The 22,970-nt window shown below is 38.1% G+C and carries 24 protein-coding genes; 16 read left to right on the top strand and 8 right to left on the bottom strand.

The genetic code is table 11. The annotated features are described in order from the left end of the window. Positions 1-4 precede the first annotated feature (4 nt). Positions 5-706 (bottom strand): CvpA family protein, encoded by a 702-nt coding sequence (locus DBU79_RS01745; protein ID WP_154411356.1) that lies wholly within the window; start codon positions 704-706, stop codon positions 5-7. Between the two features lie 231 nt (positions 707-937). On the opposite strand from DBU79_RS01745, the gene DBU79_RS01740 reads away from it, so the two are divergent. Genes DBU79_RS01740 through pseI form a run of 3 tightly spaced genes read left to right on the top strand, consistent with a single transcriptional unit; the run spans position 938 to position 3,879 of the window. After that, the gene (locus DBU79_RS01740; protein ID WP_154411355.1) at positions 938-2,215 is read left to right on the top strand and encodes an apolipoprotein N-acyltransferase; all 1,278 of its coding nucleotides are present in this window, start codon (positions 938-940) and stop codon (positions 2,213-2,215) included. Then, positions 2,212-2,853, top strand: a complete 642-nt coding sequence (locus tag DBU79_RS01735) for an ATP-binding cassette domain-containing protein (RefSeq protein ID WP_134889802.1) — start codon at positions 2,212-2,214, stop codon at positions 2,851-2,853. Before DBU79_RS01740 ends, DBU79_RS01735 begins: the two co-directional genes overlap by 4 nt. Positions 2,854-2,856: 3 nt before the next feature. Beyond that, positions 2,857-3,879 carry a pseudaminic acid synthase gene (pseI, locus tag DBU79_RS01730; protein WP_134889801.1) on the top strand — a complete coding sequence of 341 codons (1,023 nt, stop codon included), beginning with the start codon at positions 2,857-2,859 and terminating at the stop codon, positions 3,877-3,879. Positions 3,880-4,382: 503 nt separating this feature from the next. Here pseI and efp read toward each other — a convergent pair. The 3 genes from efp to cbf2 are packed head-to-tail and all read right to left on the bottom strand — an operon-like array spanning position 4,383 to position 6,795. Then, a complete protein-coding gene (gene efp, locus DBU79_RS01725; protein WP_000974267.1) occupies positions 4,383-4,946 on the bottom strand; it encodes an elongation factor P in 564 nt (187 codons plus the stop codon). Positions 4,947-4,967: 21 nt separating this feature from the next. Then, positions 4,968-5,891, bottom strand: coding sequence for a class II fructose-bisphosphate aldolase (locus DBU79_RS01720; RefSeq protein WP_154411354.1), 924 nt, complete (start codon positions 5,889-5,891; stop codon positions 4,968-4,970). 16 nt (positions 5,892-5,907) lie between these two features. After that, on the bottom strand, positions 5,908-6,795 hold the full coding sequence (gene cbf2 / locus DBU79_RS01715) for a peptidylprolyl isomerase CBF2 (RefSeq protein WP_154411353.1): 888 nt from the start codon (positions 6,793-6,795) through the stop codon (positions 5,908-5,910). Between the two features lie 484 nt (positions 6,796-7,279). Between cbf2 and DBU79_RS01710 the strand changes: the two genes are divergently transcribed. The 12 genes from DBU79_RS01710 (at position 7,280) to DBU79_RS01655 (ending at position 17,937) form a co-directional block, all read left to right on the top strand. Next, positions 7,280-8,008: an EI24 domain-containing protein gene (locus DBU79_RS01710; protein WP_195834202.1), complete on the top strand. Its 729-nt coding sequence runs from the start codon at positions 7,280-7,282 to the stop codon at positions 8,006-8,008. Then, the gene (fliR, locus tag DBU79_RS01705) at positions 8,002-8,769 is read left to right on the top strand and encodes a flagellar biosynthetic protein FliR (RefSeq protein WP_154411351.1); all 768 of its coding nucleotides are present in this window, start codon (positions 8,002-8,004) and stop codon (positions 8,767-8,769) included. Before DBU79_RS01710 ends, fliR begins: the two co-directional genes overlap by 7 nt. 9 nt (positions 8,770-8,778) lie before the next feature. Continuing rightward, positions 8,779-9,951 carry a molybdopterin molybdotransferase MoeA gene (locus tag DBU79_RS01700; protein WP_154411350.1) on the top strand — a complete coding sequence of 391 codons (1,173 nt, stop codon included), beginning with the start codon at positions 8,779-8,781 and terminating at the stop codon, positions 9,949-9,951. Positions 9,952-10,006: 55 nt separating this feature from the next. Further along, entirely contained in the window at positions 10,007-11,098 is a 1,092-nt protein-coding gene (prfB, locus tag DBU79_RS01695) for a peptide chain release factor 2 (protein WP_154411391.1), read from the top strand. 74 nt (positions 11,099-11,172) lie between these two features. Then, positions 11,173-11,904 carry a protein phosphatase CheZ gene (cheZ, locus tag DBU79_RS01690; protein ID WP_154411349.1) on the top strand — a complete coding sequence of 244 codons (732 nt, stop codon included), beginning with the start codon at positions 11,173-11,175 and terminating at the stop codon, positions 11,902-11,904. 2 nt (positions 11,905-11,906) lie between these two features. Further along, complete coding sequence (locus DBU79_RS01685; RefSeq protein ID WP_154411348.1) at positions 11,907-13,187, top strand: peptidase U32 family protein; 1,281 nt, start codon at positions 11,907-11,909, stop codon at positions 13,185-13,187. 33 nt (positions 13,188-13,220) lie between these two features. After that, complete coding sequence (locus tag DBU79_RS01680) at positions 13,221-13,484, top strand: hypothetical protein (protein WP_154411347.1); 264 nt, start codon at positions 13,221-13,223, stop codon at positions 13,482-13,484. Next, the gene (locus DBU79_RS01675; RefSeq protein WP_195834201.1) at positions 13,475-13,954 is read left to right on the top strand and encodes a CiaD-like domain-containing protein; all 480 of its coding nucleotides are present in this window, start codon (positions 13,475-13,477) and stop codon (positions 13,952-13,954) included. Before DBU79_RS01680 ends, DBU79_RS01675 begins: the two co-directional genes overlap by 10 nt. Before the next feature lie 234 nt (positions 13,955-14,188). Then, the gene (gene arsR / locus DBU79_RS01670) at positions 14,189-14,866 is read left to right on the top strand and encodes an acid response regulator transcription factor ArsR (protein WP_154411345.1); all 678 of its coding nucleotides are present in this window, start codon (positions 14,189-14,191) and stop codon (positions 14,864-14,866) included. Between the two features lie 23 nt (positions 14,867-14,889). Beyond that, positions 14,890-16,233: an acid-sensing histidine kinase ArsS gene (gene arsS / locus DBU79_RS01665; protein ID WP_229763993.1), complete on the top strand. Its 1,344-nt coding sequence runs from the start codon at positions 14,890-14,892 to the stop codon at positions 16,231-16,233. Between the two features lie 9 nt (positions 16,234-16,242). After that, positions 16,243-17,214, top strand: coding sequence for a porphobilinogen synthase (gene hemB / locus DBU79_RS01660; RefSeq protein ID WP_154411344.1), 972 nt, complete (start codon positions 16,243-16,245; stop codon positions 17,212-17,214). Further along, positions 17,215-17,937 (top strand): YebC/PmpR family DNA-binding transcriptional regulator, encoded by a 723-nt coding sequence (locus DBU79_RS01655; RefSeq protein ID WP_154411343.1) that lies wholly within the window; start codon positions 17,215-17,217, stop codon positions 17,935-17,937. 775 nt (positions 17,938-18,712) lie between these two features. Here DBU79_RS01655 and DBU79_RS01650 read toward each other — a convergent pair. Then, entirely contained in the window at positions 18,713-19,630 is a 918-nt protein-coding gene (locus DBU79_RS01650) for a tetratricopeptide repeat protein (protein WP_154411342.1), read from the bottom strand. A gap of 156 nt (positions 19,631-19,786) precedes the next feature. On the opposite strand from DBU79_RS01650, the gene rfaJ reads away from it, so the two are divergent. After that, on the top strand, positions 19,787-20,905 hold the full coding sequence (gene rfaJ / locus DBU79_RS01645) for an HP0159 family lipopolysaccharide 1,6-glucosyltransferase (RefSeq protein ID WP_154411341.1): 1,119 nt from the start codon (positions 19,787-19,789) through the stop codon (positions 20,903-20,905). Here rfaJ and DBU79_RS01640 read toward each other — a convergent pair. The 3 genes from DBU79_RS01640 to DBU79_RS01630 are packed head-to-tail and all read right to left on the bottom strand — an operon-like array spanning position 20,902 to position 22,969. Further along, on the bottom strand, positions 20,902-21,858 hold the full coding sequence (locus DBU79_RS01640) for a PDC sensor domain-containing protein (protein WP_000952289.1): 957 nt from the start codon (positions 21,856-21,858) through the stop codon (positions 20,902-20,904). The two genes, rfaJ and DBU79_RS01640, sit on opposite strands and share 4 nt — an antisense overlap. Before the next feature lie 21 nt (positions 21,859-21,879). Further along, a complete protein-coding gene (locus DBU79_RS01635; protein WP_154411340.1) occupies positions 21,880-22,368 on the bottom strand; it encodes a shikimate kinase in 489 nt (162 codons plus the stop codon). 4 nt (positions 22,369-22,372) lie between these two features. Continuing rightward, on the bottom strand, positions 22,373-22,969 hold the full coding sequence (locus DBU79_RS01630; protein WP_050827944.1) for an AMIN domain-containing protein: 597 nt from the start codon (positions 22,967-22,969) through the stop codon (positions 22,373-22,375). Between the last annotated feature and the right edge of the window lies 1 nt (position 22,970).

The following is a 22,970-nucleotide window of genomic DNA, read 5'->3' as shown; positions in this document are numbered from 1 at the left end:
GCCTTTATAGGGGTTCTTTATTAGATGGGGTGGGGTTTGGTGGGGTTTGGTTAGCTTTTGGATCTAACATGTTTTTAGGCAAATCTTTAGCCTTTTCTTTTAGAGATTCCACGCCCTTATCCATCGTTTTATTAAAAGACTCTTTATTTTTATTAAAAGATTCTTTGTTTTTGACTTCATCGCTCATTTCTTCAAGGTTGCCTTTAAGGTTTTGCTCCACATGTTTGACGCCATCAAGGCGCATGATCTTACTGGCGATGCTTTTCATGGTAGAAAAAAAAGCGCTTTTTTCTTGCAAATAGGCGTTAGCGTCTTTCATTACTTCCATTTTAGAGAGCACATAAAGGATAAAAGAAAGCACTAAAAAAGTCTTTAAGCATGAAAAAATAAACCCTAACGCTTTGTCTATAATGCCTAACCCGCTAAAGACTAACACCTTGCCTAGCAACACTCCAAAAGCTAAAAAAAACACCCAAATAGACGCTAACACCAATAAAAAACCGATGAGATTCGTCATGGTTTCATTTCTTAAATCATACAAATGCTCTGAAAATAAATTCCCAACAGCCACAGAATAGCGAGACGCTAAATACACGCCAAGCACAATCCCTAAAGTCCCCGCCACTTCACTCACGAAGCCATGATAAAACCCCCTAATCCCAAAGGCTACCACCACCACAAGTAACGCCAAATCAATATAGTTCAAACCCTAAACCCAAACCTTTCTCTCATATATCTCGCATAAAGCATAAAGATAGTAAGCGTTCAAAAACACCCATTACTCTTAAATCATGCCAATTCACACTCTTTAGACTTGAAATTCGAAAATAATAACACAACTTAAAAAAAACTACCCTTAAAAAAATCAATCTAAAATTCTTAAATTAAAATATAGCTATAATACACTAAAACAATCTCAAGGTTTCAAAATTTAGCCATGCGTCTTATTTTATTCAATCAAAACGCTTTTTTATTGGCGTGCGCGTTTGTTTCAAGCGTGTATGCGAACGCTGTTTTAGACGCTTATACGGTTGAAAACCCCTATATTCCTATCATACTCACAAGCCTATTAGCCCCTTTAAGCATGCTAGCGTTTTTAAAAACCCCAAAAAACAGTGCTTTTGCTTTGGGGTTTTTTGTGGGAGCGTTATTGTTTTATTGGTGCGCTTTAAGCTTTCGCTACTCGGATTTCACTTATTTATTGCCCTTAATCATTGTTTTAATAGCGTTAGTTTATGGGGTTTTATTTTATTTGTTGCTCTATTTTGAAAACCCCTACTTCAGGCTTTTGTGTTTTTTAGGCTCTAGTTTTATCCACCCCTTTGGATTTGATTGGTTAGTCCCGGATAGCTTTTTTTCTTATAGCGTGTTTAGGGTGGATAAATTATCGCTAGGGCTTGTTTTTTTGGCTTGCATTTTTTTGAGCGCTAAACAATTTAAAAAATACAGGATCATAGCGGTTTTATTGTTACTGGGCGCGTTGGATTTTAATGGTTTCAAAACAAGCGATTTAAAAAAGGTTGGAAATATTGAATTAGTCTCTACAAAAACGCCCCAGGATTTGAAATTTGACTCAAACTACCTTAACAATATTGAAAACAACATTCTTAAAGAAATCAAGCTCGCTCAAAATAAGCAAAAAACCTTGATTGTTTTTCCAGAAACCGCCTACCCCATCGCTTTAGAGAACTCCCCCTTTAAAGCGAAGCTAGAATATTTGAGCGATGATATTGCTATTTTAATAGGGACATTGCGCACCCAAGGCTATAGCCTTTATAACAGCTCGTTTTTATTTTCTAAAGAGGGCGTTCAGATCGCTGATAAAGTGATCTTAGCCCCCTTTGGCGAGATAATGCCTTTACCCAAGTTTCTTCAAAAACCCCTTGAAAAACTCTTTTTTGGCGAGAGCGCTTATTTATACCGCAACGCTCCTCATTTCAGCGATTTTACATTAGACGATTTTACTTTTCGCCCCCTGATTTGCTATGAAGGCACTTCCAAAGCCGCTTATTCAAACAGCCCTTCAAAAATTTTTATCGTGATGAGCAATAACGCATGGTTTAGCCCAAGCATTGAACCCACCTTACAAAGAACGCTCTTAAAATACTATGCAAGGCGTTATGATAAAACCATCTTGCACAGCGCGAATTTTTCAACTTCTTACATCTTAAGCCCTAGTTTATTAGGCGATATTCTTTTTAGGAAACGATCATGATTAAAGCCGTTAATATTTCTCATGCTTTTGAAAAGCCTCTTTATAATGGCGTGAATTTGCGCATTAAACCCAAAGAAAGCCTAGCGATTTTAGGCGTGAGCGGGAGCGGTAAAAGCACGCTTTTAAGCCATCTAGCCACCATGCTAAAACCGGATAGCGGAACAGTTAGTTTGTTAGAACACCAAGATATTTATGCTTTAAATTCCAAAAAGCTTTTGGAATTACGGCGCTTAAAAGTGGGCATCGTTTTTCAATCGCATTACCTTTTTAAGGGTTTTAGCGCTTTAGAAAACTTGCAAGTCGCTTCAATCCTAGCCAAGCAAGAAATAAATCATTCCCTTTTAGAACAATTAGGCATAGCCCACACCCTAAAACAAGGCGTGGGTGAATTGAGCGGCGGCCAGCAACAACGCTTAAGCATCGCCAGAGTGCTTTCTAAAAAACCCCAAATCATTATCGCTGATGAACCCACCGGGAATTTAGACACCATTAGCGCTAATCAAGTCATCAGCATGCTGCAAAATTACATTACAGAAAACGAAGGGGCGTTAGTTTTAGCCACGCATGATGAGCATTTAGCCTTCACTTGCTCTCAAGTCTATCGCCTAGAAAAAGAAGTTTTGATTAAGGAAAAATAAGAAATGTTGCAACGCCCTAAAATTGTCGCTGAATTGAGCGCTAATCATAACCAAGATTTAAATCTCGCCAAAGAAAGCCTTCATGCCATTAAGGAAAGCGGCGCGGATTTTGTCAAGCTCCAAACCTACACGCCAAGCTGCATGACTTTAGATTCTAAAGAAAATCCTTTCATCATTCAAGGCACTTTATGGGATAAAGAAAATCTGTATGAATTGTATCAAAAGGCTTCTACCCCCCTAGAATGGCATGCGGAATTGTTTGAGTTGGCTAGAAAGCTTGATTTAGGCATTTTTAGCTCGCCTTTTAGTTCACAAGCTTTAGAGCTTTTAGAGAGCTTGAATTGCCCCATGTATAAAATCGCTAGTTTTGAAATCGTTGATTTAGACTTGATTGAAAAAGCCGCTCGCACACAAAAACCCATTATCCTTTCTAGCGGTATCGCTACAAGCACTGAATTGCAAGACGCTATTTCTTTGTGCAAAGGCGTGAATAATTTTGACATCACCCTTTTAAAATGCGTGAGCGCTTATCCCAGTAAAATAGAAGACGCTAACTTATTGAGCATGGTTAAATTAGGCGAAACCTTTGGCGTTAAATTTGGCTTGAGCGATCACACGATTGGCTCTCTTTGCCCCATTTTAGCCACCACTTTAGGAGCGAGCATGATAGAAAAGCATTTCATTTTAAACAAATCCTTACAAACCCCAGACAGCGCTTTTAGCATGGATTTTAACGAATTTAAAAGCATGGTTGAAGCCATCAAGCAAAGCGTTTTAGCCTTAGGCGAAGAAGAGCCAAGAATCAATCCAAAGACTTTAGAAAAGCGAAGATTCTTCGCTCGCTCTTTATTTGTCATTAAGGATATTCAAAAAGGCGAAGCATTGACTAGCGATAATATCAAAGCCTTACGCCCCAACCTTGGCTTACACCCTAAATTTTATAAAGAAATTTTAGGCCAAAAGGCGTCAAAATTTTTAAAAGCCAACACCCCTTTAAGTGCTGATGATATAGAACGCTCACTGTAGGTTTGTTTTGATTAAAAAATGGGGTTTTTAATTTTGTTTTATGGTTTTAGATTTGATTTTAAACTCATTTTCTTTATTTTAAACTCTTAAGGGGATAGGGGCATCGCTCTCATCAAATGTTGCCTAGAGCCTTATTTGAATCTCAATTAACTTTAATTTTTAATAAAAACAGGATTACTTTGTTGCTATCGTTTTAAACTTTATAACAAAACCCATTTTTTTAAGGGAATATTTTGCGTTTAATCCCTAACCCCAAAAAATGCTTTTTTAAGAGATTATCCGCTTGATTAAATCAATCTCTTATATCAATCTCTTATTTAATCTTAAAAAATGCCTTTGAATATTTTTATTGGCACTCAATAAAAAAAGTCAATCCATTTTAAATAATTTCTAACCACAGATTCCACACGCATTTTAAACAAAGCCCAAATAAGGGGGCTGATAATACCCCTTATGACAAAAAGGCTGTGTCTAAAAACGCTAACCCAATAAAAAAAATAATCTCACTTCACCTTTTCAAGATACTCTTCTGTTTCCGTATTGACTTTAATCACCTCACCCTCTAAAACATGGAAAGGCACTTGCACGACCGCACCGGTTTCTAAAGTCGCTGGTTTTTTGCTCGCACTAGAAGTATCGCCCTTAAAATTAGGAGCCGTTTCTACAATCTTTAGAGCCACAACTTGCGGCACATCCACTGAAATCGCCTTGTCATTATGCAATAAAACCTGCACTTGCATGCCGTCCAGCATCCATTTAGAAGCCTCGCCCACTTGAGAGTCGTTCAAAGCGATTTGCTCATAGCTCTCTATGTCCATGAATTGGTATGTATCGCCATCATGATAAAGGTATTGCATCGTTTTTTCAACCAGATTAGGCTCTTCGCACTTATCCCCCGCATGGAAAGTCTTTTCAATCACCTTGCCATCTAAAAACGACTTGATTTTCGCGCGCACAAAAGCCGCACCCTTGCCGGGCTTGACATGCTGGTATTCTACGATCCTATAAGGCACACCCCCCAATTCAATTTTCAAGCCCTTTTTGAGCTCACTCATCCCAATTGCCATGTTACACTCTTTCCTTGTTGGTTAAATTTTATTAGCGCTGCCCAAAAGCTTCATGCGCTCTTTGACCACATTTTTAAGCGCTAATTGGGCCGGAGAAAAAAACTTTCTCAAATCAAATTGGCTCTTATCTTCATTAGCCACCTTGCGCACCTCTGCGATGAAAGCGATCCTCAAATCCGTGTCGGTATTGACCTTATTGATCCCCCCTTTCACAGATTCTTGTAAAAATTCAAAAGGCACGCCCTTAGATCCTTTCAAATCGCCTCCAGCATCCAAATAAGATTTCCTCACATCATCTGGTATCGCACTCGCTCCATGCAAGACTAAAGGGATATTAGTGAGCCTTTTGACTTCTTGCAAGCGTTCAAAATCCAATTTTGGCTCGCCCTTAAACTTAAACGCTCCATGGCTTGTCCCAATGGCTGGGGCTAAGTAATCCACTTGAGATTCTTTGACAAACTGCTCCGCTTCTTTAGGATTCACTAACACCGCGTCTTTTTCATCTACTGAAATGTTGTCTTCAATCCCCATTAAACGCCCCAACTCCGCTTCCACGCTCACCCCAGCGTTGTGCGCCATTTTGACCACTTTAGAAGTCAATTCCAAATTTTCTTCAAAAGCATGATGAGACGCATCAATCATCACAGAAGTGAAACCCGCTTTCACGGCTTTTTCGCAGCTTTCAAAAGTCGTGCCATGATCTAAGTGTAAGGCTACAGGAATGTGTGGGTAGCGTTCGCACATGACTTTCACCATGCCCACCGCCATATCAATCCCCATGTATTTGATCGCTCCTTCACTCGCTTGAATGAAAAGCGGGGAATTTTCCTCATTTCCTGCTTCAAAAATAGCGTTTAGCATTTCAAAATTCACGAAATTAAACGCCCCTACCCCATAACCTTCTTTATGGGCTTTTAACAAGATTTCATTGCCTTTAACTAACATGATAACACCTCATCAATCACTTGTTGATAACAATTTTAGCGTGCTTTCTTAGTTCCTCAATTTTTTGATTCATGCGTTCTTGGAAAAGCTTTTCTTGTAACATCCCCTTAATGGTGGGTTTAGCCTGATCATAAGTGTAAGTTACAGGGCTATCTTTAGAAATCAAATAGATAATATGATAACCAAACTCCGTTTTAACAGGGGTTTTAGTGTAATCCCCAGGGGTTAAAGCGAAAGCGGCTTTAGAAAAATCCGGAGCCATTTGGTTTTTTTGGAATTTCCCTAAATCACCGCCATTTTGTGCGTTCTTGCTGTTAGGATCAATCGTATCACGATTGGCTAACTCAATGAATTTGGCTTCTTTTTTAGCCTTTGGCTGTTTGTCAATCTCAGAAATAATCCGCTTAGCCTCATCTTCGGTTTTCACCAAAATATGCCTAGCATGGGCTTCTTGCTTGACAAAAAGCTGATCTTTATTAGCGTTGTAAAAATCTTGCATTTCTTTTTCTGGGATTTGGACTTTTTTCACTTCTTCAGCCTGTTTTTTCGCCCAAAATTCCACCAAAGCCTGTTTTTTAACCGCTTCCATCATCGCTTTAAATTCTGGAGTGTTATCCAATCTCTCGGTTTTAGCTTCATTTTCTACAAGTGCGGTGCGAATGGCTTGATCAATCAAGGCTTCTTTTTCTTTCTCTTTAAGCTTGTCAAAATCAAAATTAGGGTTGCGTTGTTTGATCATGTCAAAATCGCTTTTAGTGATGGGCTTACCATCTACTGTCGCTAACACGCTTCCTTGTGCTTCAGCCGTTTTTTTAGCGTTATTTGCGTTATGAGCCGGCTTGGCCATCAAAAACGACGCGCTCAACGCGCCCACTAACGCTAAATTCAAGATATTTTTTTTCATTGTGTGTTCTCCACTCTAAACTAATTTTCATCATTAAATTCGCATTATAGCAAATTTAAAACAAAATCAGCTATCATGATATACAGAAAACTCACATTAAGGGGTAAGAAATGCTTAAAGTTATTCATTCCGTTAAAAGTGGGTAAAAGTGTTCGCTGCAGATATTGTAATAATATTTATTGTATTTATTGGTGCTAGTTATATTCTTTGTTGGAAAGAAAAAGGATGTTTAAAGAAGATTCAAAATTTTATAAGACAATGGTGAATGTTATATTTATTATTGTTGCTGTAATCATTTTGTGCCCTTGGATACTGATGGTATTGTTTTACCCCATAATGTTTTTATTACTATATGTTATTCCATATTAAATAACTTCTATATTCTTTTTTAGTCAATCTCGTAATTTATAAACTTACTATGTAAGATTAAGGGACTTTGCGCTTAAATTACCCTAGCAAAGTGAGTGAAGAAGGATTTCAAGTTATGGTTTTGTCTTTATCTATCCTTAAAAAAAGCTTTAATGATTTTTTAAGTGCTAGAATGCTTTTAATCAATCTTTGTCCTATCCTTTTGAGCTTGGCGTTTTTTGGAGCTGTTTTTTACTACAATGGCGCAAATATTGTGGGTTATTGCCAAACTTTATTACCGCAATCTTTGAATGACTATTCCCATTCTCAAGGCTTTTTTGCTGGCGTGTTTGTTTGGGTTTTTAAAGCGTTAGTGTATTTTCTTGTTTTTTGGATCGTGATTCTTTTGAGTTTAGTCATCAATATTTTTGCGTCTGTTTTTTACACCCCTTTAGTGGTTTCTTATTTGCACCAAAAATATTATCCCCATGTTGTTTTAGAAGAATTTGGCTCTATTTTTTTTTCTATTAAATATTTTTTAAAATCGCTCACTTTTATGCTTTTGTGGATAGCGGTTTTAACGCCCTTTTATTTCATTCCCTTTATAGGAGTCTTTGGGGTCTTTTTTTCCATAATCCCACATTTTCTTTTTTTCAAAAACACCATGAGTTTGGATATAGCCAGCATGATTTTTAATCATCAAAGCTATCAAAATTTACTCAAACAGCACCGATTGAAGCATTATCGTTTTTCGTTTTTTTGCTATCTTTTTTCCTTAATCCCTTTTTTTAATTTTTTTGCCACTTTATTGCAAACCCTAATGCTAACGCACTACTTTTTTATCCTTAAAGAAAAAGAATGCTAGATTTTATTCAAGAGCTTAGCACCCCCCATGTTAGGGATTTTTTCTTGTTGTTTTTAAGGGTTAGTGGCGTGTTATCTTTTTTCCCTTTTTTTGAAAACCATTTAGTGCCTTTGTCGGTGCGTGGGGCTTTAAGCTTGTATGTGAGTGCGATTTTTTACCCCACTTTAGAGTTTTCAAACGCTGCTTACACGCCAGAGGGTTTTATTATTGCTTGCTTGTGCGAGCTGTTTTTAGGGGTGTGCGCGTCTATCTTTTTACAAATCGTCTTTGCAAGCTTGGTGTTTGCAACCGATAGCATCAGCTTTTCTATGGGGCTTACGATGGCGAGCGTGTATGATCCTATTTCAGGATCGCAAAAACCCATTGTAGGGCAAGCCCTTTTATTGTTAGCGATTTTAATTTTATTGGATTTATCGTTCCACCATCAAATCATTTTGTTTGTGGATCACAGCTTAAAAGCCGTCCCTTTAGGGCAATTTGTCTTTGAGCCAGCGTTAGCTAAAAACATTATCAAAGCCTTTTCGCACTTGTTTGTCATAGGGTTTTCTATGGCGTTCCCTATTTTATGCTTGGTGTTATTGAGCGATATTATTTTTGGCATGATCATGAAAACCCACCCTCAGTTCAACCTGCTCGCTATCGGGTTTCCGGTTAAAATTGCAATCGGGTTTGTGGGCATTATTTTAATCGCTTCGGCTATCATGGGGCGTTTTAAAGAAGAAATCAGCCTAGCCTTTAGCGTTATTAGTAAAATCTTTTAAAGGATAAACATGATTAGTTTTAAAGAAGCTCTAAAAATCCATTCTAGCATTCCCTTAAAACCCTTAGAAATAGAGGTTGTCTCTTTGTTTGAAAGCACAGGGTGCATTTTAGCAGAGGATATTATTTGCATTCACGCTTTGCCTAAATTCAATCAAAGCGCAATGGATGGCTATGGGTTTAAGATGCAAGATTTAGGCCAAAAAACTCAAGTCATCCAGCACATTTTTGCCGGAGATGATGTGAGCGCTTTAGAAGTTAAAGAAAATGAATGCGTTAAAATCATGACTGGAGCGATGGTGCCAAAGGGAATAGAAACGATCGTTCCCATAGAATGCATGCTAGAAAGCCATAAAAATTCCGCTCTAGCTCCCAAAGATTTTAAAATAAACGCCAATATCCGTCAAAAGGGCGAGAACGCTTCTTTAAACAGCGTGTTAGTCCCTAAAAATACCCGTTTGAATTATGGGCATATCGCGCTCATTGCCTCTCAAGGGTTCAAAGAAATCAAAGCGTTTAGGAAATTAAAAATCGCTCTCTTTAGCAGCGGCGATGAATTAGTGCCTTTAGGGCAGAACGCCCTAGAATGCCAGGTTTATGATGTGAATTCAGTGGGTATTTTTAACATGCTTAAAAATTACAACACGCATTTTCTAGGGGTTTTAAAAGACGATAAAGATTTACAGCTTAAAATACTTGAATTGCAAGATTATGATGTCATCCTTTCAAGCGCGGGGGTGAGCGTAGGGGATAAAGACTTTTTCAAAGACGCCTTGAAAGAAAGAAACGCCCTTTTTTATTACGAAAAAGTCAATCTCAAACCTGGAAAACCGGTAACTTTAGCCCAACTCAATCAAAGTATTATTATAGGCTTACCGGGTAATCCTTTAAGTTGCTTAGTCGTTTTACGAGTTTTGATTCTACCCTTATTGGAGCGCTTATCATTAAATAAAGATTTTAAACTAAAACCCTTTAAGGCTCAAATCAATGCCCCCTTAAAGCTTAAAGGCGAACGCACGCATTTAATTTTAGGCAACTATTTAAACAACCAATTCATTCCTTACAACAACCGCTATGACTCAGGAGCGATTCAAGCCCTTGCGCAAGTTGATTCTATCGCTTTAATTGATGAAGGAGTTAGATTAGTTCAGGGCGAAATTGAAATTTTAAGGTTTGAAAATTAAAATGGCTTTTTGCTATAATGACGAGTTTAAAACCCCACTCATAAAGGTTCTGTTTGTGGATAACTACACCTATAGCGAATTGTTAAAAAGCTTGCAAAACAAATGCGATAATATCGCTTTAATCATCAAGCCTGAAAAGATCAAACAAGAATTAGAACGCATTGAAAAAGAGCAAGAAGACCCTAATTTTTGGCAAGATGTCTTAAAGGCTAGAGATACTAATAAAGAAAAAGTGCGCCTAAACCGCTTGCTAGAAACCTACCAAAAAACCAAAAATTCCTTAGATGAAAGCACAGAATTGTTTGAACTCGCTCAAAACGATAACGATGAGGTTACTTTATCCTTACTCTATGAAGAGGCTTCTATTTTAGAGCACAGCGTCCAAAAAGTAGAAATTGAAATCATGTTAAGCGGTGAAAACGACGCTTCAAACGCTATTATCACCATTCAGCCTGGAGCGGGGGGGACGGAGAGCCAGGATTGGGCGAGTATTTTGTATCGCATGTATTTGAAATGGGCGGAAAGAAGGGGCTTTAAAAGCGAGATTTTAGATTATCAAGATGGCGAAGAAGCGGGCATTAAAGGGGTCGCCTTTATCATTAAGGGCGAAAACGCTTATGGCTATTTGAAAAATGAAAGCGGGGTGCATAGGCTTGTAAGGATTTCGCCCTTTGATGCGAACGCCAAACGGCACACGAGTTTTGCGAGCGTGCAAATTAGCCCTGAATTAGATGATGATATTGATATTGAAATTGATGAAAAAGATGTCCGTTATGATTATTACAGAGCTAGTGGGGCAGGCGGTCAGCATGTCAATAAAACAGAAAGCGCGGTTAGAATCACGCATTTCCCTACCGGTATTGTGGTGCAATGCCAAAACGACAGGAGCCAGCATAAAAACAAAGCGAGCGCGTTAAAAATGCTTAAATCCAAGCTTTATGAATTGGAATTAGAAAAGCAGCAAAGCAGCGCCAAAAATGAAGAAAAAAGCGAGATCGGCTGGGGGCATCAAATAAGAAGCTATGTCCTAGCCCCCTACCAGCAAGTCAAAGACGCGCGCTCCAATATTGCTTATAGCAATGTGGAAGCGATTTTAGATGGCGATATTGATGCGATTTTAGAGGGCGTTTTGATTGCTAAAGCTTAAGTGTGCTAAAATGACAGCTGATAAATTATGGTTGCTATAAAACGCTTTTTAAAACCAATTGGCAAGGAACAACAATGACACAAGAAGAATTAGACGCTTTGATGAGTGGTGGCGATTTAGAAAACTTGGAAGCCCTAGAGGCTAAAGAAGAGGCTAAAGAGCCAACTAAAGAGAAAGAAGAGGTTAAAGAATCCAAAGAAAGCTCTAGCCAAAAAATGACCGTCAAAAAAGAAGACGCTGAAAAATACGGCAAGATTAGTCCCAATGAATGGCCTCCCCCTCCCCCCACTGAAGAGCATAAAGTTGTGCATCAGTTAGACGATGTTACAAGGGATTCTGAAGTGAAAGCCACGCAAATTTTTGATCAATTGGATTTGATCGGGGCTAGTGCTGAAAAAATCGCTAAAATGGTTAAAAAAATCCAAGAACCCCTAAAAAAACACCAAGAAATTTTTGACAATTTGCATGCGCATTTCCCCCATGTTGAATCTTTTAAAACCGCGCTCAACGAGCAACAAGAAATCCTAAACGCCCTTAAAAGCATTGGAGAAGAAGCCGCTAATTGCTCTGATAGTTCCATGCAAGCGATGGATATTATGCAGTTTCAAGACATTCATCGCCAAAAAATTGAACGAGTGGTCAATGTCATGCGAGCGCTCAGCCAATACATGAATTCGCTTTTTGAAGGCAAAATTGATGATTCTAAACGCGTGAGTTCAGCGACTTATATCACCGGCGATGACGATAAAGATTTAGCCAGCGCGGATGATATTGAAGCCTTGATCGCTTCTTTTGGAGCCAAGTAGTTTTGAACCAGGTTGAATTACTCTCTCCAGCCGGTAATTTAAAAAAACTTAAAATCGCCCTCAACTATGGGGCTGATGCGGTTTATGGGGGAGTGAGCCATTTTTCTTTACGCAATCGTGCAAGCAAGGAGTTTACTTTAGAAACTTTCAAAGAAGGGATTGACTACGCCCATGCGCTAAATAAAAAAGTCTATGCCACGATCAATGGTTTCCCTTTCAATTCACAGCTCAAGCTTTTAGAAGAACATATTTATAAAATGGCAGAATTAGAGCCAGACGCTTTTATTATCGCTGCACCTGGAGTGATCAAACTTGCACAAAAAATCGCCCCGCATATCCCTATCCATTTATCCACGCAAGCGAATGTCTTAAATTTGCTGGATGCACAAGTGTTTTATGATCTAGGGGTTAAACGCATTGTGTGCGCTAGGGAATTGAGCCTGAATGATGCGATTGAGATTAAAAAAGCCTTACCCGATTTAGAATTAGAAATCTTTGTGCATGGGAGCATGTGTTTTGCCTTTTCAGGGCGTTGCTTGATTTCGGCTTTACAAAAGGGGCGCGTGCCTAATAGAGGGAGTTGCGCGAATGATTGCCGGTTTGATTATGAATATTATGTGAAAAACCCAGATAACGGCGTGATGATGAGGTTGGTTGAAGAAGAGGGCGTAGGCACGCATATTTTTAACGCTAAAGATTTGAACCTTTCTGGCCATATCGCTGAAATTTTAAGTTCAAACGCCATTAGCGCGCTTAAGATTGAAGGGCGCACCAAGTCCAGTTATTACGCCGCACAAACCACGCGCATCTATCGTTTAGCGGTTGATGATTTTTATAACAACACCTTAAAGCCGAGTTTTTATACTAGCGAATTGAACACGCTTAAAAACAGGGGTTTTACGGACGGCTATTTGATGCGTAGGCCTTTTGAAAGGCTAGACACTCAAAACCACCAAACAGCCATTAGCGAAGGGGATTTTCAAGTCAATGGCGAAATCACAGAAGACGGGCGTTTTTTTGCATGCAAATTCACCACGACCACTAACATAGCTTATGAAATCATCGCTCCCAAAAATGCGGCTATCACGCCCATAGTCAATGAAATTGGCAAGATTTACACCTTTGAAAAACGCTCTTATTTAGTGCTGTATAAAATCCTTTTAGAAAATAACACCGAATTAGAAACTATCCATAGCGGGAATGTGAATTTAGTGCGATTGCCTGCACCCTTACCGGCTTTTAGTTTTTTACGCACCCAAGTAGAGTCTAAAAATGGCGTTTAGAGATTAGGGATTACAAACGATTAAGAGAAACGCATGCCCTTAGAAACTATCACGCTCGCTCATATTTACGAAGAACAAGGGTTTTTTGAAGAAGCGTTGCAAATTTATACTAATATTTTAAAAAAAACCCCTGACCATACAGAGGCGTTAAAACAAATAAAGCGTTTGGAAAAAATCCAAAAAAATCTCGCTCCTTTCAAGCACGATGCAACACTAGAGCGGCACTATTTACATTTTATCAAAGGGGATTATTTGAGCGTTGAGAATTTAGAAAAATGGCTGGTAGAATGGAATTGAAAAACATTATTTCAGAAACCCTTAGTGAAATTGAAAAAATGGCTAAAACCATTGATGATGGTTTTAATACGGCGCAAAAAACGCCCTCTTTTTTCAAAACGCCCCCCCATTTGCAAAACACCCCAAACCCTAAAAATGCTAATGCCCCTTTAGAGCCAAAAAACGCTGCCAAAATAGAAACGCAAGAAAAAATCACAGAAGAAAAAGAAGAAGAATTAAAAGAAATCATTACAGAAGAAATCACGCCCAAAAACCCCACGCAAGAAAACCCCACGCAAGTGTTAATTCCAAACGAGCGGGTTTTTTTAAAAGGCTTATTAGAGAGAACCTTAGTGTTATTTAAAGGCATGCAAGCTTTAGAAGAAAAAGACGCGCTGAAGCGTTTGGATTTAGTGGCGCGTTTCTTGCAATACCAATTGAGCGCGCTTGAAAAACGATTAGAATCTTTGGAGCGAGAAAACACAGAATGAAAAATGAGCCAAGGAATTTTTTAAAAACATTAAAAAATAAGACTTTCATTTTCAATATTTTATGAAAACAAAGCCTTAATTCCATTAATAACTATGATAATGTTTTGAATTTTTATTTTTAAGATATTTTCAAGGTATCTTTAATAATAAAATGCTAGAATTAGTCCCTTAAAACATTAACAAAGTTAATCGTTTTTAAAGTTGCAAAAAATCATTGAAGGAGTTAATTGAAGTATGATAGAAGTTTTAATGATAGAAGATGATATAGAATTAGCCGAGTTTTTGAGCAAGTTTTTGCTCCAACATGGCATTCATGTAACCAATTACGATGAGCCATATACCGGCATTAGTGCGGCTAACACACAAAATTATGATTTGTTGTTATTGGATTTAACTTTGCCTAATTTAGACGGGCTTGAAGTGTGTAGGCGCATCTCCAAACAAAAACATATCCCTATTATTATTTCTTCAGCAAGAAGTGATGTGGAAGACAAGATTAAAGCGCTAGATTATGGGGCTGATGATTACCTCCCTAAACCCTATGATCCTAAAGAATTATTAGCTCGTATCCAATCGCTACTCAGGCGTTCTCATAAAAAAGAAGAAGTGAGTGAGCCAGGCGATGCGAATATCTTTAGGGTGGATAAGGATAGCCGAGAAGTGTATATGCATGAAAAAAAGCTAGACTTAACTAGGGCTGAATATGAAATCCTTTCGCTTCTCATTAGCAAAAAAGGTTATGTGTTTAGCCGTGAAAGCATTGCGATTGAGAGTGAGAGCATCAACCCTGAAAGCTCTAATAAAAGCATTGATGTGATCATTGGCCGTTTGCGATCTAAGATTGAAAAAAATCCTAAGCAACCGCAATATATCATCTCTGTTAGAGGGATTGGTTACAAATTAGAATACTGATTCTAATAAGGAGTTAAGGGGTTTTGCGTTTCTCTATCTTTTTTAAGGTTGTCGCTTTGTTTATGATAACGCTCTTTAGTTTTGGAGCGTTCGCTTATTATTTCGTGTCTTCTCAAATCAGTCATGAAAACTATCAAAACGAAATGCGCCACTATCAGTTTGTTACCACCATCAATGAAATTTTAAATAACTACTCTGATTACAAAGCCATAGAAGATTACCTCTATAAAATTGGTTTTAGAGAAACCACAATAGAAAATTTAGAAAAGGTTTTAGCCAAAAGACGCCACCAGTTGCACCATAGAAATATTGGGTATGCTGAAGTGTTTAAATTCAGCGATATGGTTTTTATCCTGTTAAAAAAGGATGAGCATTTTGTGCTTTATAAAGATTTGCATGCGGTTTCTTATAGGAATTATTTCTTAGCTATTACGGTGGGTTTATTATTGATTTTATTCCTCTTCTTATTTGTTTTACAAAGTTTATTGCCCTTAAGAGAGTTAAGATCTCAAGTGAAACGCTTCGCTCAAGGGGATAAAAGCGTGAGTTGTAAAAGCAAGCAAAAAGACGAAATAGGGGATCTGGCTAACGAATTTGACAATTGCATCCAAAAAATCAATGCGATGAATGAATCTCGGGTTTTATTTTTGCGCTCTATCATGCATGAATTGCGCACCCCTATCACTAAGGGCAAGATACTAAGCTCTATGCTCAAAGAAGAATTGACACAAAAACGCTTTTCATCTATATTTGATCACTTGAACACGCTGATTGAGCAATTTGCCCGCATTGAGCAGCTCGCTTCCAAAAATTATGGGAGCAATAAAGAAAAATTTTTAATGAGCGATTTGATCGATAAAATTGAAAAAATGCTTTTGATTGATGAGGATAAAGAAAGCCCTATCCATGTGTCCTCTTCCAATTACATTATTGAAGCGGATTTTGAATTGTTTGCTATAGCGTTAAAAAACATGGTAGATAATGCGATCAAATACAGCGATGACAAACAGGTGTTTTTGGATTTCATAGGGAATAATCTAGTGGTGTCTAATAAAAGCAAACCTTTAAAAGAAGATTTTGAAAAGTATTTGCAGCCTTATTTTAAATCTTCTAACCCCAGCCAAGCCCATGGTTTTGGGTTAGGCATGTATATCATTAAAAACGCTTTAGAGGCTATGGGATTGAATTTGAGCTATCATTATGGCAATGGAAGAATCTGTTTCACTATCCATGATTGCGTTTTTAATAGTTTTTACGATTTAGAAGAGGATAATGAAGAGCTACCCCCCCCCCCCGAAAATTTGAGAGAGGTGAGCGGAGTGAAGGGAACAGAAAAAGCCAATTGTGGGGCTAAAGAAAAACAATAAAGAGAGAACATGTTCAAACGATTGAGAAGATTACGAAGCAGCGAAAATTTAAGAGCGATGATAAGAGAAACGCGTCTAAATATTGATGATTTCATCGCTCCCTTGTTTGTCATAGAAAGCGATAGTTACATTAAAAATGAAATCAACTCCATGCCTGGCGTTTATCAAATGAGTATAGAGCCTCTTTTAAAAGAATGCGAAGAATTAGTGGGTTTAGGCATCAAAGCCGTTTTATTGTTTGGCATTCCTAAACATAAGGACGCTACAGGAAGCCATGCGTTAAATAAGGATCATATTGTCGCAAAAGCCACTAGAGAGGTTAAAAAACGATTTAAGGATTTAATCGTTATAGCGGATTTGTGTTTTTGTGAATACACCGATCATGGGCATTGCGGGATTTTAAAAAACGCTTCGGTGTCTAACGATAAAACGCTAGAGATTTTAAACCTTCAAGGGCTTATTTTGGCTGAAAGCGGTGTGGATATTCTAGCCCCAAGCAACATGATGGATGGGAATGTTTTGAGCTTGAGAAAAGTGCTAGAAAGGGCCGGGTATTTTTACACGCCCATCATGAGCTATTCCACTAAATTTGCGAGCAGTTACTATGGGCCTTTTAGAGATGCGGCAAACTCGGCGCCGAGTTTTGGCGATCGCAAAAGCTATCAAATGGATTACGCTAATAAAAAAGAAGCGCTTTTAGAAAGTTTAGAAGATGAAAAACAGGGCGCGGATATTTTAATGGTGAAACCGGCTTTGGCGTATTTGGATATTGTTAAAGAAATCAGAGATCACACTTTGCTCCCTTTAGCGCTCTATAATGTGAGCGGGGAATACGCCATGCTCAAACTCGCTCAAAAACACAACCTGATCAACTATGAAAGCGTTTTATTAGAAACGATGACTTGTTTTAAAAGAGCGGGAGCGGATATGATTATTAGCTATCATGCTAAAGAAGTGGCTAACTTATTACAAAGGAATTGAATGGGACGAGCGTTTGAATACAGAAGAGCGGCTAAAGAAAAACGATGGGATAAGATGAGTAAGGTTTTCCCCAAGCTCGCCAAAGCGATCACTCTAGCGGCAAAAGAGGGCGGGAGCGAGCCGGACGCGAACGCCAAACTACGAACAGCGATTTTAAACGCTAAAGCGCAAAACATGCCTAAAGACAATATTGACGCAGCGATTAAAAGAGCGAACAGTAAAGAGGGGAATTTGAGTGAAATCACTTATGAGGGTAAGGCGAATTTTGGCGTGTTAATCATTATGGAATGCATGACTGATAACCCCACTAGAACCATTGCTAACCTTAAAAGCTATTTCAATAAAACGCAAGGGGCAAGCATCGTGCCTAATGGCTCTTTAGAGTTTATGTTTAACCGAAAAAGCGTGTTTGAATGCTTGAAAAATGAAGTGGAAAATTTAAAACTCAGCCTAGAAGATTTGGAATTCGCTCTCATTGATTATGGTTTGGAAGAATTAGAAGAAGTGGAAGACAAGATTATTATTAGGGGGGATTATAACAGCTTCAAGCTTTTAAATGAGGGGTTTGAAAGCTTGAGATTGCCCATTTTAAAAGCGAGTTTGCAACGCATCGCCACAACGCCCATTGAATTGAATGACGAACAAATGGAGCTTACCGAAAAATTACTGGACAGGATTGAAGACGATGATGATGTGGTCGCACTTTATACGAATATTGAGTGAAATGCAAAAAGGGCTCAAAGTATTTTTTAAAACCACCCAAGCAGAAACCCCAAACACCTTTAGCGTTTGGGATGAATGCCACTAATTTGTTATAATGCCCCCATACATTCGTATCTAGCGTGGGAAGCACGCAAAGTTACGCCTTTATAAGATATGATGCGTGAGAGCTGTAGGGAATGCGTTGGAGATCAAACTCTGTAAAATCCATTAGGGACACAGAATAAGAACCAAACTCTCCCCCAACATCAGGAAGCCCAATCGTCTTTAGCGGTTGGGCGCTTCACCAATGAAAACCAACAAAAAGTTTTGTTGCTATAAGCTTGTAAAATCCTATAAAAAGTTATAAAACTCTTTTTTTATTGGATTTTAACCTTATTTTGATTGAATAAAGGTTTTTGTTTTGATCAAATATGAATAGCTTTATTCAATATTCTTTTTTAAAAACTTGTTTTTAAGCTTTTTTATAGTCAATTTTTATTTTGTGGTAAAGCTATTTTTTAAAGCGGATAGGGGGATTTTGAAATAACACCCCCTTTAACCCCATTAAATCCCCCAAAGAGTGCTTTAAAAATTATCGCTTGTGTCTTGTAAGCTCTTTTATATTTATTTTAAAACGCCTTTGAGTGTTTTTATTATCAATATGAGAGCGAATCCAAACCCTAGATTTTTAATCTCAACACCCATCAACAGAAACGCTTAACCCCTATTTGATAGCACAAAGAGTGGAAAGATTTCTATAAGATGAGTTTTAATCATTAGCCCCTTAAACTCTAGCTTATTGCGTATCATCTTGCGTGTCGTTTTGCGCGTCATCTTGCAAATTATCAGAATTCTTGCCAACCACTTCTAATATTTTACAACTACCACTAAAGCCTAAAGCGCACCCTTTCTTATAATATAAAGTGGCTTTATCCAAGTCCTTTGGAGCGCCCTTACCCGTGTAATACATCACCGCCACATTATGACAACCGCTCCCTTCTTTTAAAGAACAACCCTTTTTATAAAGATTCAAGGCTTGCTCTTCATTTTGTCTGACATAAAGACCGGCTTCATACATGTATCCCAAGCTAACACAGCTCGCTCCGTCTTTTAAATGACACCCTCTTTTAAAATTCGTAAGGGCTTTTTTCAAATCCTTCTCCACGCCTTTTGCGTTCCTATACATATACCCTGCAAAGTTACAACTAATGCCGTAATCCAAACTGCAAGCGTATTTAGAAAGAGAAAGGGCTTTGGCATAATTTTGCTTAACGCCTATGCCATTAAAATACATAAAACCTAAACTCCCACAGCTCACCCCACCCTTTAAGTGGCACCCTCTCCTATAATAATAGATAGCCTTTGGAAGATCTTTTTGCACGCCGTCGCCATCTTCATACATAGAGCCTAAACTCGCACAAGCCAAATGATTCCTTAAATTGCACCCTCTTTTGTAATAAAAGACGGCTTTTGGAATATTCTGATCCACGCCGTCGCCATCTTCATACATAGAGCCTAAACTCGTGCAACCAACCCCCACCCTTAAATTACAGCTCCTCTTATAAAAAGCCACCGCTTTATGGTAATTCCCTCTCTTAAAGGCTTGAGTAGCCATTTTAAAATATGCCTCACCGGTTGTAGCCGCCAAATAACTGGAACAACTTGCCATTAAAAATAAAATCAAAAACCACTTTTTAGTCCAACTCTTTATCATCTCATTCCTTATAAAACTAATCCAAAGCTCGCTCAAAGAAAAAAGTAAAACTCCAAATCTAATTAGCTATTATAGTATAATATTAAGCAAATGGAACAAATTCAATTTTTAGATTAAATTTTGATTAAAGACTAGATTGTATGGAAACCACTTAAAATGAGCATTACTATTCCTATCGTTATCGCTTTTGACAATCATTATACCATTCCGGCTGGCGTGAGCTTGTATTCCATGCTAGCTTGCGCTAAAGCAGAAAATCCCCAATCGCAAAATGATAATAAAAAACTTTTTTATAAAATCCACTGCCTGGTGGATAACTTGAGCCTTGAAAACCAGCGCAAACTAAAAGAAACTCTAGCCCCCTTTAGCGCTTTTATGAGCGTGGATTTTTTAGACATTTCAACCCCCAATCTTTGCACCACTTCAATAGAACCCTCTGTGATTGATAAAATCAATGAAGCTTTTTTGCAACTCAATATTTACGCTAAGACCCGCTTTTCTAAAATGGTCATGTGCCGCTTGTTTTTGGCTTCTTTATTCATGCAATACGACAAAATTATCATGTTTGATGCGGACACTTTGTTTTTGAATGATGTGAGCGAGAGTTTTTTCATCCCGCTAGATGGTTATTATTTTGGAGCGGCTAAAGATTTTTCTTCTCCTAAAAGCCCTAAACATTTTCAAACAGAAAGAGAGAGAGCCCCTCGTCAAGCCTTTTTTCTTTATGAGCATTACCTTAAAGAAAAAGACATAAAAATCCTTTATGAAAACCACTATAATGTTGGGTTTTTAATCGTGAATTTAAAGCTGTGGCGCGCTGATCGTTTAGAAGAGCGCTTACTCAATTTAACCCGTCAAAAAGGCCAGTGCGTGTTTTGCCCTGAACAGGATCTTTTAACGCTCGTATGCTATCAAAAAGTTTTAATCTTGCCTTATATTTATAACACCCACCCTTTCATGGTCAATCAAAAACGCTTCATTCCTAACCGACAAGAAATTGTCATGCTGCATTTTTATTTTGTAGGAAAACCTTGGGTTTCACCCACTGCTTTATATTCTAAAGAATGGCATGAGACTCTTTTAAAAACCCCTTTTTATGCTGAATATTCCGTGAAATTCCTTAAACAAATGACAGAATTTTTAAGCCTTAAAGACAAACAAAAAACCTTTGAATTTCTTGCCCCCCTACTCAATCCAAAAACCCTTTTAGAATATGTCTTTTTTAGATTGAATAGGATTTTCAAACGCTTAAAAGAAAAATTTTTTAACTCTTAGCGTTCTCGTTTGGGCAACACACTATAAGCGAATTTAACATAAATCGCCAAACTGATCAAAAGCACTGCCACGCCAATAGCCAAATACACCGCATAAGTGATTTTATCTGGTTCGCTCACGCTGAATTTAAACACTAACATTAACGCTTCAATGGCTAATGCGATAATGATAGAGCCTAAAAACCTGATCATCGTGCGATGGATCGCATGGTGGTTGTCCCCACTATTTTTACCCAAAACTTCCTCTTCAAAAATCGCCTTGACCAGATCAAAGGTGGCTAAGGCTAGGGTTAAAAGCACAATGGGGTGGAACACTTCTTTAATGTCAAAACTGCTAAAATTGACAATCGCTGTCCAAAAGCTAGAAATGCATTTCACAAATAAAAGCAACGACACCAAAGTGAGCATGATAGAAATCATAAAATACATGACCATGCTCCCTTCGCTAAAGGTTCTGAAATACTTTGAAGGCGAGCTGATTTCAATCGCCACCCTCAAAGGGATTTGCAAGCACACCACAAACGCTAGATCGTTATTTTGATCATACACTGGGTAAGATGCGCTCACTACTAAATGGTTTCCTTTTTTAGAAGGATAGGGATCCGTTAAAATGCAACGCTTTTCACTCACGGCTTGATAAAAATAATATTTATCGCTAAAGCTGACATGCGATTCTAATTCAATCCCTTCTGTTAAATCATGCTCTAATATCCCTTCCTTATGCCCCTGTTCTTTAAGTTGGCTTGGTTTAAGAATTAGCATGCCTTTAGCGTCTAAAACAAAAAAACTTTTTGCCATTTTGATTTCAGCATGCATTTTTCTGATCTGTTTGTTTAAATAATCCAAAGTGATTTCAGGGAGGTGGTTGCGGATATTGTGCGAAAACAAATAGGTAAGATAAGCGTATAGCTCGGTGCGGATCTTGGAATATTGGACAATGTCTCTACTCAACATCAAAAGGCCTTTAAAAAAAATTTATGCGATGAATTGTAGCACTTGTTTTAAAGAATTATTTAAACCACCCCTTGCATCAATGATAAAAGAGGCGTTTTTTTCATAGAGGGCTTGGCGTTTTTCAAAAAGCTCTTTGGCTTGAGTGAGATCATTTAAAAGGGGGCGTTTTTCCCTTTCTTTTTGATTCAAACGCTTAATCAAAGTTTCAAAATCCATTTTGAGATAAAAAGTTGTGCCTAAACCCTTAAGGTTATCATGCATCACAATGCCCCCACCGGTAGAAATAATATGGGGGGTTTTGAGCGTTTTTAATTCATCAATCACATTTTTTTCAAACATCCTGAAATTGTCTTCGCCAAGCTCTTCAAAAATCCCTCTCACGCTCAATCCCACCCTCTCGCTAATGATCATATCCGTATCCAACACTTCTAATTTCAAAGCAAGCCCCAATTCTTGCGCTAAAGAGCTTTTACCGCTCCCCATAAAACCGATTAAGACCAAATGCCGCATGCTTTTATTTCAATTTTAATTCATACGCCCCGTTTTTTTCTTCCAAAAGATAGCGGTATTTCCCGTCTAAAACGAGCGTGATGCGGTAATAATCTTTGTGCGTGCCGACTTTAATTTGAGAAAAAAACTTCTGGTTTAAATCCCTATTTTGATAAATATCCAAAGGACCTTTTTGCGTGTCTAACACGATTCTATAAGGATTGACTAGCACAAAAGAGCGCAAAATTTTATAAGGGGATCGCAAAATCATCGTGTTGTTTGCCATGGAAAAATCAAAATCTTGGATCTGGTAGCGTTTTTCAAAGGTGGCTGGATCAAGGGGGTGTTGGGAGAGCTTTAAGGGGTAATGCCAATCAATGCTTTTATCAATGCCCACGACTTTAGAATGGATAGAGCCATCAATATCCTGGTAAGTGAGCGTGATTTGTTTTAAAATCCTAGCGCTCGTGGGCAAATCCACATGGATTTCTTTAAAATAACTATCATAGATCCCATTAAAGCCCCCTTGCAAATTCTTGGAATTGATTTCAGGCTCAAAAGGGTTATCTCTGGCTAATAAAACGCTTAAAACCACCACCAAACCTACCATCTTTTTTAACACA

Origin of the sequence: Helicobacter pylori (genome assembly GCF_009689985.1) — a bacterium.
In the GTDB taxonomy this organism is placed as follows: Bacteria; Campylobacterota; Campylobacteria; order Campylobacterales; family Helicobacteraceae; genus Helicobacter; species Helicobacter pylori_CG.
The sequence above is the reverse complement of the archived record's forward strand: the minus strand, read 5'-3'. Positions and strand labels throughout refer to the sequence as shown.